Origin of the sequence: Micromonospora sp. NPDC049051 (genome assembly GCF_043197575.1) — a bacterium.
GTDB lineage: Bacteria > Actinomycetota > Actinomycetes > Mycobacteriales > Micromonosporaceae > Micromonospora.
Genome location: NZ_JBICTL010000004.1, coordinates 535969 through 551553, shown reverse-complemented (window position 1 = coordinate 551553; position 15585 = coordinate 535969). Strand labels below are relative to the sequence as shown.

Here is a 15585-nt window from a genome sequence, read left to right as displayed (position 1 = left end):
CGTCCACCGGCCCGCCCGCCGTCTCAGCGCACGCCGGCCGGCGCTGCCGGCGGGAGGTGGCCCGTGTAACCCACCCGGCCGCCGTCGATCCGGCACCCGGTGAGGTAGCCGCCGGCGGCCCCCAGGCCCATCAGGTACGCGACCTCGGCGCGGTGGTCACCGTCGGCGGGGAACTCCCGCCGGTGGGCGAGCAGGTCACGGTCGAGAAAGGCGGTACGCAGGCCCTGCGCCCGCTGGAGGAGAGCGACCAGGGCGTCGTCGTCCCGGGCGCGTAACGCGGCGGCCAGCCCGTCGAGGAACGCGCTGACCTGGCCGAGTTGGCGTACCACCTGCTCGCGGTTGTCGAGCAGCATGTTGGCCGTACGCCGGGCCGGGGTGCCGGCCACCCGGGTGCCGTCACGGAAGCTGCCCGCCGCGAGGCCCAGCACGGCATCCGTGACGTCCGACCCCGCGACCGCGCCGGCGAGGCTGCCGGCGAGCAGGTGCGGGATGTGGGACGCGAGCGCCACCACCGAGTCGTGCACCGTCGGCGACATCGGCACCACCCGGGCGTCGAAGACGTCCACGATGAGGCTCGACAGCATCCGGAACGGCCCGATGCCCTCGGCCGCCGGGCAGAGCACCCACGCGGCGCCCGCGAAGAGGGCCGGCACGGCGGCGGTGATCCCGGACCGCTCGGTACCCGCCATCGGGTGGCCGGGGACGAACCGGTCGGTCAACCCGTGGGCGGCGGCGAAGGCGGCCACCGCGCCCTTCGTGCTGCCCACATCGGTGAGGACGCACCCGTCCCGGGTGTGCCGCACGGCGCTGAGCAGGGTCTCCGGCAGGCTCGGCAGCGGACCGCAGAGGAACACGACGTCGCGGTCACGGACCGCCTCGCCCAACTCGTCGGGGAAGGCCACCCCGCGTTCGCGGCCCGCCGCCCGGGTGGCCCGGTCCGGGTCCCAGCCGACGACGTCCAGCCCCGCCTCGTGCAGCCGGAGCAGGATCGAGCCGCCGATCAGGCCGGTGCCCACCACGGCGACCCGAAGCCGTCCTCGGGGACTGTCCGCCATCACGCGCCGCCGGTCCCGCTCAGGCGAGCCGGCCGGCGACCGCCGCCACGTGCTCGTCGGACTCGGTCAGGGCCACCCGCACGTGCTGCCGGCCGCCCGGACCGTAGAAGGCTCCGGCGGCGACCAGGATGCCCCGCCGGGCCAGCCAGTCGACCGTCTCCCAGCAGTCCTCCCCCCGGGTCAGCCAGAGGTAGAGCCCGGCCTCGGAGTGCTCGACGGTGAAGCCCGCGCCGGTGAACGCGGCGTGCAGGACGTCCCGCCGGGCCCGGTAGCGCTCCCGCTGCTCGTCGGCGTGCCGCTCGTCGCGCAGCGCGGCCACCATCGCCGCCTGCACCGGCGCCGGCACGATCATCCCGGCGTGCTTGCGGATCTTGAGCAGCTCCGCCACCAGCGCCGGGTCGCCCGCCACGAACCCCGCCCGGTAGCCGGCCAGGTTGGAGCGCTTCGAGAGCGAGTGCACGGCCAGCACCCCGTCGTACGACCCGCCGCAGACCTCGGGCGAGAGCACCGAGACGGGTGCGGCGGACCAGCCCAGCGGCAGGTAGCACTCGTCGCTGGCGACCACCGCGCCGCGCTCCCGGGCCCAGTCGACCACCTTGCGCAGGTGGGCGGCGGGCAGCACCCGGCCGGTGGGATTGCCCGGCGAGTTGACCCAGACCAGGCGCACCCGGGAGGTGGGGCCGACGGCGGTCAGCGAGTCGGCGCGTACGACGGTGGCGCCGGCGAGCCGTACCCCGTCCTCGTACGTCGGGTAGGCGATCGAGGGCACCACGACGACGTCGCCGGGGCCGATCCCGAGCAGGGTGGGCAGCCAGGCGACGAGTTCCTTCGAGCCGATCGTCGGAAGCACGCCGAGACCGTCGACCCCGGCGCCGCAGGCCCGCGCGGTCCAGGCCGCGATCGTGTCGCGCAGCACCGGGGTGCCGGCCGTCAGCGGATAGCCGGGGGCGTCGGACGCGTCGGCCAGCGCCTGCCGGATCACCCCGGGCACCGGGTCGACCGGCGTACCCATGGAGAGGTTGATCAGACCCTCAGGGTGCGCCGCGGCCAGCGTCGCCGCGGCGTCCAGAGCGTCCCAGGTGAACTCGGGCAGCCGCGACGAGACCGGCGCGGGCCGGCTCAGTGGCCCTCGCCGCGCGGCGGCTGCGCGGCGACGAAGGTGGCGTCCTTCTCCACCTTGCCGATCTTCGAGGCACCGCCGGGCGAGCCCAGCTCCTCGAAGAACTCGTAGTTGGCGCCGGTGTAGTCCTTCCACTGCTCCGGGACGTCGTCCTCGTAGAAGATCGCCTCGACCGGGCAGACCGGCTCACAGGCACCACAGTCGACGCACTCGTCGGGGTGGATGTAGAGCATCCGGTTGCCCTCGTAAATGCAGTCGACCGGGCATTCCTCGATGCAAGCCTTGTCGAGCACATCCACGCACGGTTCGGCGATGATGTAGGTCACCGGTCTTCTCCTCCGCAAGACACGCCGCGATCACCCGCGACGGTAAGAGCCTAGTATCTCGCCGGGGAGGGGGTCGATCGTGCTCCGACAGCAGGATGTGGGACACCGGATCGTGGTGCGCCGGATCGTGGGGGTTCGCGAAGGTCGGCCGCTCTACTCGGACGCCCTCGGCGAGCTGGTCGAGCTGAGTGACACCCACCTCACACTCGCCACCGCGCAGGGCCGGCTCCAGGTCCCGGTGGTCGAGGTGCACCGGGCCAAGCGGGTGCCGCCGGCCCGCCGGCCCACCGCCGCCGCCGTGGTCGAGCTGGAACTGGCCGCCGACGAGGCCTGGCCCGCCGCCGTACGGGGACGGCTCGGCGACTGGCGGCTGCGCGCCGCCGGCGGCTGGACCGGCCGGGCCAATTCGGCGCTGCCCGTGGGCGACCCCGACCGGCCGCTGCCCGCCGCCCTCGACGCGGTGCAGCGCTGGTACGCCGACCTCGGCCTGCCGCCGATGGTCAACACCCCGCTGCCCCTCGCCGCCCCGGTCGGCGCGGAGCTGGACGCCCGCGGCTGGGTCGGCCGACCGCCCGTACTGGTGCAGACCGTGCCGCTGGCGGGGCTGCCGCCGGCCGCGCCGGAGCGCGCCGGGGCACCGCCGGTCGTGCTGGCCACCGGCCCGTCGGACGACTGGCTCACCGTCGCCGCCGGCCGCAAGGGCGGCCTGCCGGACGCCGCCCGGCACGTGCTCACCGCCGTGGACCAGGTCCGCTTCGCCCACGTGTACGCCGACGGCGCGCTGCTCGCCATCGGCCGGGGCACGGTCACCGGGCAGGGACGCTGGCTCGGGCTCAGCCTGATCGAGGTGCTGCCCGAGGCGCGGCGGCAGGGCCTGGCGGGCCGGATCATCCGCGCGCTCGCCGACTGGGGCGCCGCGACCGGCGCCTCGCGCGCATTCCTCCAGGTCGAGCAACGCAACACCCCGGCGGTGGCCCTCTACCGCACCCTGGGCTTCACCACCCACCACACCTACCTGACCCGCACACCCCCACCCTGACCCCACCCGGCCCCGCTCCCGCTCCCCTCCGCCGTCCCCTGCCCTCCACCCGCCGCGCCCTTCTGCCCGCCTCGTCGATCATGAAGTTATTGCCAGCGGAAAGCGCTTTCAGTGGCAACAACTTCATGATCGACGCGGTGAGGCGGGGGTGGTGGGCGGGAGAAGGGGTGGGGTGGGGAAGGGGAGGGCGGGCTGGCCCGGTGGGTGGGTCAGCGGCGGACCACGCGGCGGGGCTTGGTGGCCCTGAGTTCGGCGTACCGCTTGAGCGACTGCGAGCGGTAGTCCAGGCCGAGCGCCGTGACCAGCAGGAAGCCGAGCAGCACGCCGACGCCGGCCGCCGCGAGGTAGAGCCAGATCTGGGCGAAGAACATGCCCGCGCCCCCGCCGAACGGGTTGTCCCCGACCAGCAGCGGCCCGACCAGCACCGTCAGCAGCAGCGCGATCCCGGCCGCGGCGGCCACGTCCGCGCCCCAGGCGGCGACCGGCCGACGCTTCCCCCAGAAGAAGGCGACCGCGGCCAGGACCAGCCCGATCACCACGAACATCCCCAGCGACACCCGGTCGGCGGCGGCCGTGTCATCGCCGTCGAAGCCGAACCGGGTGACCAGCCGGGCGACCACGTTGACCGCGAACAGTGCGACCGCGAGAATCCCGATCGCGCGCCACCGCTCCCTCATCGCACGCCTCCAGCCGTACCGCCCGCCCCGGCGGCGGGCATCCTTGGCACGAATGTCTACCACCGCAACCTGTGCGGCGTCAGTCCCCCGACCGGACCGGTGGCGGTGCCAGTACCTGCCGGAAACCCATCACCGCGAAGGTCATCGCGCCGGCCACGATCATCGCCAGGCCGACCCAGTTGTCGCCGGTGACGAGCAGGTCCCCCTCGGCGGTGCGGACCGCCGCGACCGCCATCAGGACGAACCACGGCGTCGCCGGCAGCGCCACCGCCCAGCGACGGCCGACGGTCTCGTGCGCGAACCAGCTCAGCGCGATGTTCGCGCCGATCGCCACGAGCACCGAGACGCCGATCAGGTGCCCGCCTACCCGGAGCGTGGCCAGCAGCAGCTCCAGCACCGCGGTGAGCGTCCCGGCGAGGACGGCGACCAGCCCGCCGGCGACGCGCAGGGCGAGGTCGAGCAGCCGCCGGGACTGCCCGGACGGTGGCGGCGCTGTCTCCTCCGGGGCGGCCGACATCGACGCGACGGGCAGGGTCACCGGAGACCGGCCGCCGCGACCGGGGACCGGTCCGGGCCGTCGGCGACGTCGAGCCCGGCGAAGAGGTCGTCCTCCCAGCCGTACGGGCCGCTGCCCGGTCCCTTCTGCCCGACGGCGAGGGTGTAGTACTCCATGCCCATGAACTCGCCGCCGAAGCTCCCGGCGATCGAGTAGAGCCAGGAGGTGTCGGGGATCTGCGTGGCGTGCGCCCGCATCGCCGCCTCCTTGGCGGCGTGCTGGTCGGTGGCGTCGATCCGCGCGGCGATCTGCTCGTCGGGCGTGCCGAAGGGCAGCTCGGAGATGTCCTGGATGCCGGCGAAGGGGTTGTCGGAGGACTCGACGAAGTGGCCCATCCCCGCCTCCAGCACGCTGAGCGGCATCGCGGTCCAGTAGACCTTCGCTGGGGCGAAGCCCTCCGCGCCGGCCAGCTCGTGGGCGCGCATCGCCACCCGGTGCGCCTGGATGTGGTCCGGGTGCCCGTAGAAGCCGTTGTCGTCGTACGTGACCATGACCTGCGGGCGTACCTCCCGCATGATCTCCACCAGGTGCCCGGCGGCCTCGTCGAGGTCGGCCTGCCAGAAGGCCCGGGGATGCTCGTTGGTGGCGAGACCCATCATGCCGGAGTCGCGGTAGCGCCCGGCGCCGCCGAGGAAGCGGTGGTCGGTGACGCCGAGCGCGGCGCAGGCGGCGTTCAGCTCGGCGATCCGCCAACCGCCGAGCTGGTCGGCCTCGGCGGCGGCGAGCTGTGCCAGCGCCGGCACGTGGATCTCACCCTCCTCGCCGAGGGTGCAGGTCACCAGGGTGACGTGGGCGCCGGCGGCGGCGTAGTGCGCCATCGTCGAGCCGGTGCCGATGGACTCGTCGTCGGGGTGCGCGTGGACCAGCAGGAGCCGGCGGTCAGGCAGCGTCGTCACGCCGGTCACTCTAACCGGCGGTTCTGCCCGGCCGGCCCTGACGCGTCCGCGCAGGTCCGCCACATCACCCCCCGTCACCGCTCTACGATCTGGGCTGTGGACTTTCCGGAGCTGGCCGCCCGCACCCGTCGGTTCAGCCGCGGAGCGCCTCGGGCGGTCACCGTGGCCGACGACGGCTCCCGGGTTCTGTTCCTGCGTTCGGCCGGCCCGGAGGACCCGGCCGACGCGCTCTGGCTGCTCGACGTGGCGACCGGCGAGGAGCGGCTGGTCGCCGATCCGGCGGCGCTGCTCGGGGCCGACGCCGACCCCGACGCGCTGAGCCCGGGCGAGCGCGCGCTGCGCGAGCGGCTGCGGCTGAGCGCCTCCGGCATCGGCTCGTACGCGCTGGACGGCGCCGGGCGGGTGGCGGTCTTCGCGCTGGCCGGGCGGCTGTTCCGGGCCGACCTGGTGCACGGCGACGTGGTCGAGGTGGCCACCGTCGGCCCGGTGCTGGATCCCCGTCCCGACCCCACCGGGCAGCGCCTGGCGTACGTCACCGACGCCGCCGAGGGGGTCCGCCGGGGTCAGCTGCGGGTGGTCGAGCACGACGGCACGGACACCCTGCTGGCCGGCGAGGACTCCGGGGTGACCTGGGGGCTGGCCGAGCACATCGCGGCCGAGGAGTTCCACCGCTTCCGCGGCTACTGGTGGGCGCCGGACGGCCGCTCGGTGCTGGCCGCCCGGGTGGACGAGTCCCGGGTGCAACGCTGGCACCTGCACGACCCGGCCGACCCGGCGAGCCCGCCGACCACGGTCGCCTATCCCGCGGCGGGCGGCGCGAACGCCGAGGTCAGCCTGCACCTGCTGGATCTCGACGACGGCTGGGTCGACGTGCACTGGGACCGGGAGACCTACCCGTACCTGACTGCCGTGCACTGGGCCGAGGGCGGCCCGCTGATCACCGTGCTGCGCCGTTCCCAGCAGCACGGCCTGGTGCTCGCCGTCGACCCGCGCACCGGCGAGACCCAGGTGCACGCCGAGCTGGCCGACCCGCGTTGGGTGGAGCCGATCCCCGGGACGCCGGCGCACCTGCCGGACGGCCGGGTGCTGGTCGGCGGCGAACTCGCCCACGACGGGTATGACGCGCGCTGCCTCTTCGCCGACGGGACCCTGCTCACGCCGCCGTCGCTCTACGTGCGGCGGGTGGTGGGGCGGCTGCCGGGTGGCAGCGGCCCGGCCGACCTGCTGGTGGAGGCGAGCGACGGGGAGCCGAGCGAGCGGCACCTGTTCCGGGTGCGTACCACCATCGGGGGCGGGGTGGACGCCCGCCGGATCACCACCGACCCGGGCTGGCACACGGCCGCCGTGGGCGGGGACGTGCTGGTGGTGGGGAGCGCCTCGCTCGACCACCCGGGCACCCGGTGGACGGTGTGGCAGGGCGAGCGCGAGGTGGGCGTGCTGCGCTCGCTCGCCGCCACCCCGCCGTACGCGCCGCTGCCGCTGCTGGAGCGGGTCACCGACCGGCGCCTGCCGACGGCCGTGCTCTACCCGGACAACTACGTCACCGGCCGGCGGCTGCCGGTGCTGCTGGACGTCTACGGCGGGCCGGGGCACCAGGAGGTGCTGGCCGCCCGTGGGGCGTGGCTGGAGCGGCAGTGGTGGGCCGACGCCGGCTTCGCGGTGGTCACCATCGACAACCGCGGTACGCCGGGCGTGGCCCCCTCCTTCGAGAAGGCGATCCACCGGCGGGTGGCCGACGTCGTCCTGCTCGACCAGGTGGACGCGCTCACCGCGTTGGCCGGCAAGCACCCCGACCTCGACCTGGAGCGGGTGGCGGTGCGCGGCTGGTCGTTCGGCGGCTGGCTGGCCGGGCTGGCGGTGCTGCGGCACCCGGAGCTGTTCCGCTGCGGCATCGTCGGGGCGCCCGTCACCGACTGGGCGTTGTACGACACCGCCTACACCGAGCGCTACCTGGGTCTGCCGGAGGACGGCACGGACATCTACGCGCACCATTCGCTTGTGGAACTGGCCGGCGAGCCGGTGTCGGACCCGGCGGAGGCCCGGCCGTTGCTGCTGGTGCACGGCCTGGCCGACGACAACGTGGTGGCCGCGCACACGCTGCGGCTGTCGGCGGCGCTGCTGGCGACGGGCCGCCCGCACTCCGTGCTCCCGCTGACGGGGGCCACCCACATGGCCGCCGGCGGCACCGCCGAACGCCTGCTCAAGCTGGAACTCGACTTCGTCCGCCGCCACCTGGCGTAAGGCGGTGCAGGAAGGGCACCTCCCCTGACGCTCAGCGTCGGGAAGGTGCCCTTCCTTGCACTTCAGAGCGCGCCGGTGGGAGCACCGGCGCTGCCCGGTGTCACTGCTTGACGTACGCGTCCACGAAGCTCGGCCAGCCGAAGATGCTGCCCACGAAGATGCCACCGGCCTTCTCGCCGTGCGCGACGGAGACCACCTCGGTGTACAGCGGCACCGCCGGCGCCGTCTCCTTCATGAGCCGCTCGTCGAGCTTGCTCCACTCCTCGGCCTGCTTGGCCGGGTCGAGCGCGAGGACCCGGTCGAACTCCGCGTTGATCGCCTCGTTGTTGAGCTGCGAGGTGTTGCTGTTGCCCTCGGCCTTGATGCCACGGCCGTCGAAGAGCACCGGCAGGATCGCCGCGCCGCTGGGCCAGTCGGCCGCCCACGAGTCGACCCAGAGGTCGTACGGGTTGTCCTTCTTCTTCACCGTGTCGAGGTAGCCGTCCTCGGGGATCGTCTTGATCGTCACGGTGAGGCCGACCTTCTCCAGGGCGTTCTTGATCTGGGTGGCCCGCTCCTGGGAGCTGCTCACGTCGGAGGTGAGCAGCACCAGGTTCTGCGTCTTGCCGGCGAGCACCTCCTTGGCCTTCTCCGGGTTGCCGCTGTCACCGGCCGGGTACGCGTCGAACTGCTTGTAGCCGAGCGTGGTGGGCGGCAGCAGCGTGGTCAGCGGCACGGCGCCGTAGGGGCCGCCGAGGTTCTTGGTGATGCTGGTGCGGTCGATCGCGTAGTTGATGGCCTGGCGCACCGCCAGGTCGGTGACGCGCGTGGTGTTGATGCTCAGCCGGTACGCGTTCGGCGTGGCGGCGACGATCATCCGCTCCTTGAGCTTGGGGTCGCCGGTGACCTTGGCGATCAGCTCGGACGGGACGCCGCCGGTGGCGACCGCCGCGGCGTCGTTGCCGGTGCCGGCGAGCACCCGGTTGGTCTGGGCGGCCTGGTCGGCGCCCAGGGACCAGATGAACTTGTCCGGGTACTGGTGGCGCACGGCGTCGGTGGCCGGGTCCCAGTGCTCGTTGCGCTCGAGCACGATCTCGACACCCGGCGTGTGCTTGGTCATCTTGTACGGGCCCGACGAGAACGGCTGGTTGTCCAGGTTGACGCCGGTGTCCTTGTCCGCCGGCAGCGGCGCGGTGGCCGGCAGCGAGACGGCGAACGGCAGGTCACAGCGGGGCTTGTTGAACTCGAAGCGCAGCGTCTTCTCGTCCGGCGTGGTGAGCCCCGGCGGCAGCGAGGTCTTGTTGGCCTTGAAGTCCCACTTGGTGTCGTACTGCGGGCTGTCGACCAGCCACTCCTGGATGTAGGTCGGGCCGCCGGTGAGGTCCGGGTCGAAGGACCGGGCGATGCCGTACGCGATCTCCTTGCTGGTGATCGGCCGGCCGTCCTCGAACTTCACCCCCTGCTTGATCTTGAACTCCCAGACCTTGCAGTCGTTGTTGACGTTGGTGCCGGGGGTCTCGGCCAGGTCGCCGACCAGCGTGACGTTGCCCTTGCCGTCGTCCTTGAACGTGGTGAGGAAGCGGGCGTAGAGCTGGCTGCCCATCAGGCCCGCGAACGAGTAGATCCGCTGCGGGTCCATGTGGGAGATCTTGTTCTGCCGCAGGATGTAGAACGTGCCGCCCTTGGCCGCGCCGGGCACCTCCGGCGCCGGGCCGAGAGAGTCCTTGGGGTCGGTCGCGATGGCGCCGGTGCGCGGCTTGGTGGTGTCCACCCCGCCGGTGTCGTCACCGGTGTTCTCGCTGCACGCACCGAGGGAAACCATCAGTGCGATCGCACCGCCCAGGGCGGTGACGCGTCTTGCTCGCATTCTCACTCCTCCGGATCGCCGATGAAGGAAAGCTTCGCCTAGCCTTCAATGACGGTAAATTTCGAGCGGATAACGGGGCTACAACGATCGGCACCCGGCGGACCGGGGTCAGCCGAGGCGCACCCGAGGGTCGACGAACGCGTAGAGCAGGTCGACGACCATGTTGGCGATGACCACGAACAGCGCGGCGATGAGCACGGTCCCCATGATCGTCGGCAGGTCACCCTGACGGACCGCCTCCACCGCCGTACGACCCAGTCCCTGGATGCCGAAGGTGGTCTCGGTGATCACCGTGCCGCCGAGCGCCGCGCCCACGTCGAGGCCGGCGATGGTGACGATCGGCGTGATCGCCGCGCGCAGCGCGTGCTTGCCGTACACCTTGCGTTTCGGCATGCCCTTGGCCCGGGCGGTACGCACGAAGTCCTCCGAGAGCGTCTCCAGCATCTGCGCCCGGGACAGCCGGGCGTAGATCGCGGAGAAGAGCAGCGCCAGGGTGACCCAGGCCAGCACCAGCCCCCGCGCCCATTCCAGGGGACTCTCGAACAGGGACGTGTAGCGCGGCGTGGGCAGGATCTTCAGCGTGTACACGAAGACCAGCAACAGGACCGCGCCGACGAAGTAGAGCTGGAGCGAGGCGAAGGTCAGGGTGAGACCTATCGAGATCCGGTCGAGCAGCGAGCCGCGCCGCAGCGCCGAGACCATGCCGAGCCCGACCCCGACGGCGAGCCACAGCACCGCCGCGGGCAGGACGATGCTCAACGTCACCGGCAGCACCCGGGCGAAGGTGTCGGTGACCGCCTCGCTGTTGACGTACGAGTAGCCGAGGCAGGGCGCCGCGCACTCGCCGCCCTGCGCGCTGCCCAGGTCGCGGCCGACGAAGATGCCCTTCATGTAGTCGGCGTACTGCTGCACCTTCGGCTCGTTGAGACCCAGTTCCGTCCGCACCCGTTCGAGGCGCTCGGCGTTGCAGTTCTTCGGGCACATGCCGGTCACCGGGTCGGCGGGCAGCGCGAAGAACAGCAGGAAGCTGACCACACTCACCGCGAACAGCACCGAGATCGCGAGCGTCACCCGCTTCAGCAGGAAGCGCACCATGCGCAGTACCCCTTACCGTGACGACTTCGGGTCGAGCGCGTCACGCAACGCGTCGCCGAAGAGGTTGAACGCCAGCACGAGCGCGAAGATCGTGATGCCGGGGAAGAAGACGTATGCCGGGTCGGTCTGCAGGTAGTCGATGCTCCGGAAGATCATCCGGCCGAAGCTGGGCACCGACTCGGGCAGCCCGACGCCGAGGAAGGACAGCGCCGCCTCGCTGGTCACGTACGACGGCACCAGCAGCGAGAACGACACCAGGATCGGGGCCCAGATGTTCGGCAGCAGCTGCCGGAAGAGCATGTGCCCGAGCCCCGCGCCGCTGGCCTTCGCCGCCTCCACGAACTCGCGTTCGCGCAGTGACACCACCTGCCCCCGGACCAGCCGCGCGGTGCTGGTCCAGCCGAACGCGGTGAAGACCACGATCAGCGTGGTGACCGCGAACCAGGTCGGCACCTCGTCACGCGGCCCGTAGAAGCGCAGCGAGAACGTCGGCACCACGGCCAGCGCGAAGATCAGGAACGGCATCGCCAGGGCCACGTCGGTCACCCAGCTGATCACCGCGTCCGCCACGCCGCCGAGGTAGCCGGCGAGGATCCCGAGGACCACGCCGATCGCCGTGGTGATCAGGGCGGCGCCGAGCGCGATCAGCAGCGAGGTGCGGATGCCGTAGATCATCCGGATGAAGATGTCCCGGCCCAGGCCGGGTTCCAGCCCGAACCAGTGGTCGCCGCTGATTCCGCCGACGTACCCCAGCGGCATCCCGGTGCTGTCCAGCAGGTCGCCGAACTGCTCGTTCGGCGTCACCCCGTAGAGCCGCTGGACCAGGGGCGCACCCAACGCCAGCAGCACGAAGACGACCAGCACGATCCCGCTGACCAGGGCCGTGCGGTCCTTCCGCAGCCGGCTGAGGACGAGTTGGCCGGGCGAGCGGCCGATCAGCGTCTTCTGCTCGCCGGTGTCCGCGCCGGACTCGATCTCGGCCAGCGCCGTGCCCTCGACCGGGGACAGGCTCACTTCGCCACCTCCTCGGCGGTCGTACCGGCCCCGGCGGTCCCGGGGTCCACCGACGGCGCGTCGTCACCGGCCGGCCCCGTCTCCGGGAAGTGGCAGGCGGTGGCCTGGTCGCCGCCGCGCGGCACCAGCGCCGGCTCCTCGGTGGCGCACCGCTCCTGCGCCTTCCAGCACCGGGTGCGGAAACGGCAACCCGACGGCGGGTCCAGCGGCGTCGGGACGTCCCCGGAGAGCCGGATCCGGCCCGCCGCGCCGAGCTGGGTGACGTCGGGGATCGCCGAGAGCAGAGCCCGGGTGTACGGGTGCTGCGGGCGTTCGTAGATGTCGTCCCGGTCGCCGATCTCCACGATCTTGCCGAGGTACATGACGGCGACCCGCTGGCAGAAGTGCCGCACCACGGCCAGGTCGTGGGCGATGAAGACGAACGCCAGGCCGAGATCGCGTTGCAGGTCGCGCAGGAGGTTGACCACCTGTGCCTGGATCGACACGTCCAGGGCGGAGACCGGCTCGTCGGCGACGATCAGCTTCGGTCGCAGCGCCAGCGCCCGGGCGATGCCGATGCGCTGCCGCTGGCCGCCGGAGAACTCGTGCGGGTAGCGGTTGTAGTGCTCCGGGTTCAGCCCGACCAGCTCCAGCAGTTCCTGGACCCGCTTCTTCACCCCGCCCGGCGGCTCGATCCCGTTGACCTGCAACGGCATCGCCACGATCCGGCCCACCGTGTGCCGCGGGTTCAGCGACGCGTACGGGTCCTGGAAGATGATCTGGAGGTCCTGCCGCAGCGCCCGCAGCTCGCGGCGGCCGGCGTGGGTGATGTCCCGCCCGGCGAACTCGATGCTGCCCGCCGTCGGCTCCAGCAGGCGGACCAGCATCCGCCCCGTGGTCGTCTTGCCGCAGCCCGACTCGCCCACCAGGCCGAGCGTCTCGCCCGGCCGCACGTCGAAGTCCAGCCCGTCGACGGCCCGGACCAGCCCGCCGCGCCGCAGGCCCTCGCGCACCGGGAAGTGCTTGGTCAGCCCCCGCACCCGCAGCAGCGGCTCAGCGGTCTCGGCCGGGCGCACCGGCCCGGTGTCCACCTGGGTGCTCATCGGAGCCCACCTCCGTTCGCGACTGCGGGACTCCGCTGCGCTACGTTCCTCGCGCTCACCCGGGCGCCACCTTCGTTCGCGACTGCGGGACTCCGCTGCGCTGCGTTCCTCGCGCTCACCGGGCGACTCCCACCTGGGCGATGTCCTCCGCGTACAGGCGCGTCCGGTCGTCGGCGGAGAGGTGGCAGGCGACCAGGTGGCCGGGCGCGCCGGCGGGACGCAGCTCGGGGACCTCCGTGCGGGACCGGTCGCCGTTGCGGTCGGCGTACCGGCAGCGCGGGTGGAAGGCGCAGCCGGACGGCAGGTTGATCAGGCTCGGCGGGTTGCCCCGGATCGGCACCAGGTCCGCGTCCGCGTCGCCGTGCAGCGAGGGCACGCTGGAGAGCAGACCCCAGGTGTACGGGTGCTGCGGCCGGCGGAGCACCTGCTCGACGCTGCCGTGCTCGACGGCCCGCCCGCCGTACATGACCAGCACCTCGTCGGCGACCTGGCTGACCACGCCCAGGTCGTGGGTGATCAGGATGATCGCGGAGTGGAACTCGGCCTGGAGGTCGGCCAGCAGGTCGAGGATCTGCGCCTGCACCGTCACGTCCAGGGCGGTGGTCGGCTCGTCGGCGATCAGCAGGTCCGGGTCGTTGACCAGCGCCATGGCGATCATCGCCCGCTGCCGCATGCCGCCGGAGAACTCGTGCGGGTACTGGTCGAAGCGGCGGGCCGGCTGCGGGATACCGACCCGGCCCAGCATGTCGACGGCGCGCTGGCGGGCCTCGCGCTTGCCGGCCTTCGGGTGGTGCACCCAGTACGCCTCGGCGATCTGCCTGCCCACCGTGTAGTACGGGTGCAGCGCCGACAGCGGATCCTGGAAGATCATCGCCATGTCCCGGCCGCGCAGCCGGCGTACCTCCTCGTCGGGCAGGCCGACCAGCTGTCGGCCGCCGACGGAGATCTCCCCGGTGATGCTGGTCCGCTTGGCGCTGTGCAGCCCGAGGATGGCCAGCGAGGTGACGCTCTTACCCGAGCCGGACTCCCCGACGATGCCGAGGGTGCGCCCCCGGGCCACCTCGAACGACACCCCGTCGACGGCGCGCACCACGCCGTCCTCGGTGTCGAACCGGACCCGCAGGTCGCTCACCCGCAGGTAGGGATCCTGGCCGGAGCGCTGCTCCGGCGCGCTGGGGCGGTCCGGTTTTCCGGACGGCGCCGACCCGGGACTGTCCACGACCGCCTCCCTCAGTGACGAAGAGAACTTACAGGAAACCACTGAGGGTGAAAATAAGCTACAAAGCCGGGTGCTGTCAGCGGGCCACAGCGTAACGAGTCCGCAACGGGCGTGAACACCCTCACCTCGCCATTCACGGGCGTTGACGTCCCGCACGCACAGCGGGTGCGACGATGGGCGCGGCAGCCCTGGAAGGATTCCCGCCGGCACGAGGCGGGGGTGACCATGACCGCGGCGGTGTTCGGCCACGACGGCCCGTGGCGCGAAGAGGAGTACCTCGCCCTCGGCGGGACGCTGGTGCCGACCGAGCCCGTCCGGGCCGCCATCCGGCCGGCGGATCTGCTCGCCTGACACCGCACGCCCCGCTCCGGTGAAGTTCTTAACATCCGGCCATCGATCACCGTCCAGGGCTTCCCACCAGCCCGGACACACGGGACACTGCCTTGCGCGGACGGCTCGCAGAGATCGGCGTAACGTGTGTCACTTAGCTGCGCCGAATCGTCGGCGTGGTCGTTGGTGTGCGCATGACGCGGCAGGCGGCGCGGGTTCGCGGTCCGCATGCCGACCGGAACTTGATCCGCCCCGTGAGGGTCCTGTCAGGGAGACGACTGAATGACATCAACGGCAACGAGGCCGCTGGGGGCGCGGGCGCGCGCCGCCATCGCGGCGAAGACGTTGCGTACCGACCGCTGGTGGCTCGCCCCGCTGATCACGGTGATCGGGCTCGGCGCATGGGTGGCGTACGCGACGGTCCGGGTCTTCATGCACAAGTGGTACTGGGTCGAGGACTTCCACTACCTGACCCCGTTCTACTCCCCCTGCGTGACCGACCGGTGTCTGCCGGAGGCCGCGCACTTCGGACGGTTCCTGCCCGGCTGGTGGATCATCCCGGACGCGGCGCTGACGCTGCCGTTCCTGCTGCTGTTCCGGCTCACCTGCTACTACTACCGCAAGGCGTACTACCGGTCGTTCTGGCTGTCGCCGCCCGCCTGCGCGGTCCCGGACGGGCACAAGTCCTACAGCGGCGAGACCCGGTTCCCGCTGCTCGGGCAGAACCTGCACCGCTACTTCTTCTACGCCGCCGCGATCATCTCGCTGATCAACACCTGGGACGCGATCCTGGCCTTCCACTCCCCCAAGGGCTTCGGGTTCGGGCTGGGCAACCTCATCCTGCTCGGCAACGTGGTCATGCTGTGGGCGTACACGATCTCCTGCCACTCGTGCCGGCACATCATCGGCGGGCGGCTCAAGCACTTCTCCAAGCACCCGGTGCGCTACCGGGCCTGGACCTTCGTCTCGGCCCTGAACGTCCGGCACATGCAGCTCGCCTGGATCACCCTCGGCACGCTGGCCCTGACGGACTTCTACGTCATGGCGCTGGCTGCCGGCTGGTTCAACGACCTGCGGTTCATCAACTAG

15 protein-coding genes are annotated in these 15585 nt (G+C 72.2%); 4 read left to right on the top strand and 11 right to left on the bottom strand.

Annotated features, from left to right (window positions below; genetic code table 11):
• Window positions 1–23: 23 nt before the first annotated feature.
• The 3 genes from ACGFIR_RS19365 to fdxA are packed head-to-tail and all read right to left on the bottom strand — an operon-like array spanning window position 24 to window position 2501.
• Window positions 24–1055, bottom strand: a complete 1032-nt coding sequence (locus tag ACGFIR_RS19365) for a prephenate dehydrogenase (RefSeq protein ID WP_393146291.1) — start codon at window positions 1053–1055, stop codon at window positions 24–26.
• A 19-nt stretch (window positions 1056–1074) separates the two neighbouring features.
• Entirely contained in the window at window positions 1075–2178 is a 1104-nt protein-coding gene (gene dapC / locus ACGFIR_RS19360) for a succinyldiaminopimelate transaminase (RefSeq protein ID WP_393146602.1), read from the bottom strand.
• Window positions 2175–2501, bottom strand: a complete 327-nt coding sequence (gene fdxA, locus ACGFIR_RS19355) for a ferredoxin (protein ID WP_091422126.1) — start codon at window positions 2499–2501, stop codon at window positions 2175–2177. Before fdxA ends, dapC begins: the two co-directional genes overlap by 4 nt.
• Window positions 2502–2580: 79 nt before the next feature.
• Here fdxA and ACGFIR_RS19350 point away from each other — a divergent pair, with 79 nt between their 5' ends.
• Window positions 2581–3540 (top strand): GNAT family N-acetyltransferase, encoded by a 960-nt coding sequence (locus tag ACGFIR_RS19350; RefSeq protein WP_392998721.1) that lies wholly within the window; start codon window positions 2581–2583, stop codon window positions 3538–3540.
• A 209-nt stretch (window positions 3541–3749) separates the two neighbouring features.
• Here the strand turns inward: ACGFIR_RS19350 and ACGFIR_RS19345 are convergent, their stop codons facing one another.
• The 3 genes from ACGFIR_RS19345 to mshB form a co-directional block, all read right to left on the bottom strand.
• Window positions 3750–4217 carry a hypothetical protein gene (locus ACGFIR_RS19345; RefSeq protein ID WP_392998719.1) on the bottom strand — a complete coding sequence of 156 codons (468 nt, stop codon included), beginning with the start codon at window positions 4215–4217 and terminating at the stop codon, window positions 3750–3752.
• A gap of 79 nt (window positions 4218–4296) precedes the next feature.
• The gene (locus ACGFIR_RS19340; RefSeq protein WP_392999406.1) at window positions 4297–4734 is read right to left on the bottom strand and encodes a hypothetical protein; all 438 of its coding nucleotides are present in this window, start codon (window positions 4732–4734) and stop codon (window positions 4297–4299) included.
• Between the two features lie 17 nt (window positions 4735–4751).
• Window positions 4752–5678, bottom strand: a complete 927-nt coding sequence (mshB, locus tag ACGFIR_RS19335) for an N-acetyl-1-D-myo-inositol-2-amino-2-deoxy-alpha-D-glucopyranoside deacetylase (protein WP_392998717.1) — start codon at window positions 5676–5678, stop codon at window positions 4752–4754.
• Between the two features lie 87 nt (window positions 5679–5765).
• Here mshB and ACGFIR_RS19330 point away from each other — a divergent pair, with 87 nt between their 5' ends.
• A complete protein-coding gene (locus ACGFIR_RS19330; RefSeq protein WP_392998715.1) occupies window positions 5766–7910 on the top strand; it encodes a prolyl oligopeptidase family serine peptidase in 2145 nt (714 codons plus the stop codon).
• A gap of 100 nt (window positions 7911–8010) precedes the next feature.
• Here the strand turns inward: ACGFIR_RS19330 and ACGFIR_RS19325 are convergent, their stop codons facing one another.
• From ACGFIR_RS19325 to ACGFIR_RS19305, 5 genes are all read right to left on the bottom strand, one after another.
• Complete coding sequence (locus ACGFIR_RS19325; protein WP_392998713.1) at window positions 8011–9756, bottom strand: ABC transporter substrate-binding protein; 1746 nt, start codon at window positions 9754–9756, stop codon at window positions 8011–8013.
• A gap of 108 nt (window positions 9757–9864) precedes the next feature.
• Window positions 9865–10851 (bottom strand): ABC transporter permease, encoded by a 987-nt coding sequence (locus ACGFIR_RS19320; RefSeq protein ID WP_392998711.1) that lies wholly within the window; start codon window positions 10849–10851, stop codon window positions 9865–9867.
• A gap of 12 nt (window positions 10852–10863) precedes the next feature.
• A complete protein-coding gene (locus tag ACGFIR_RS19315) occupies window positions 10864–11865 on the bottom strand; it encodes an ABC transporter permease (protein WP_392998709.1) in 1002 nt (333 codons plus the stop codon).
• Complete coding sequence (locus ACGFIR_RS19310) at window positions 11862–12947, bottom strand: ABC transporter ATP-binding protein (RefSeq protein WP_392998707.1); 1086 nt, start codon at window positions 12945–12947, stop codon at window positions 11862–11864. The genes ACGFIR_RS19315 and ACGFIR_RS19310 overlap by 4 nt, the downstream gene beginning before the upstream one ends.
• 115 nt (window positions 12948–13062) lie before the next feature.
• Window positions 13063–14166 carry an ABC transporter ATP-binding protein gene (locus ACGFIR_RS19305; RefSeq protein WP_393146289.1) on the bottom strand — a complete coding sequence of 368 codons (1104 nt, stop codon included), beginning with the start codon at window positions 14164–14166 and terminating at the stop codon, window positions 13063–13065.
• A gap of 219 nt (window positions 14167–14385) precedes the next feature.
• On the opposite strand from ACGFIR_RS19305, the gene ACGFIR_RS19300 reads away from it, so the two are divergent.
• Together ACGFIR_RS19300 and ACGFIR_RS19295 are read left to right on the top strand one after the other, a co-directional pair.
• Window positions 14386–14517: a hypothetical protein gene (locus ACGFIR_RS19300; RefSeq protein ID WP_392998703.1), complete on the top strand. Its 132-nt coding sequence runs from the start codon at window positions 14386–14388 to the stop codon at window positions 14515–14517.
• Window positions 14518–14778: 261 nt separating this feature from the next.
• A complete protein-coding gene (locus ACGFIR_RS19295; RefSeq protein WP_392998701.1) occupies window positions 14779–15585 on the top strand; it encodes a hypothetical protein in 807 nt (268 codons plus the stop codon).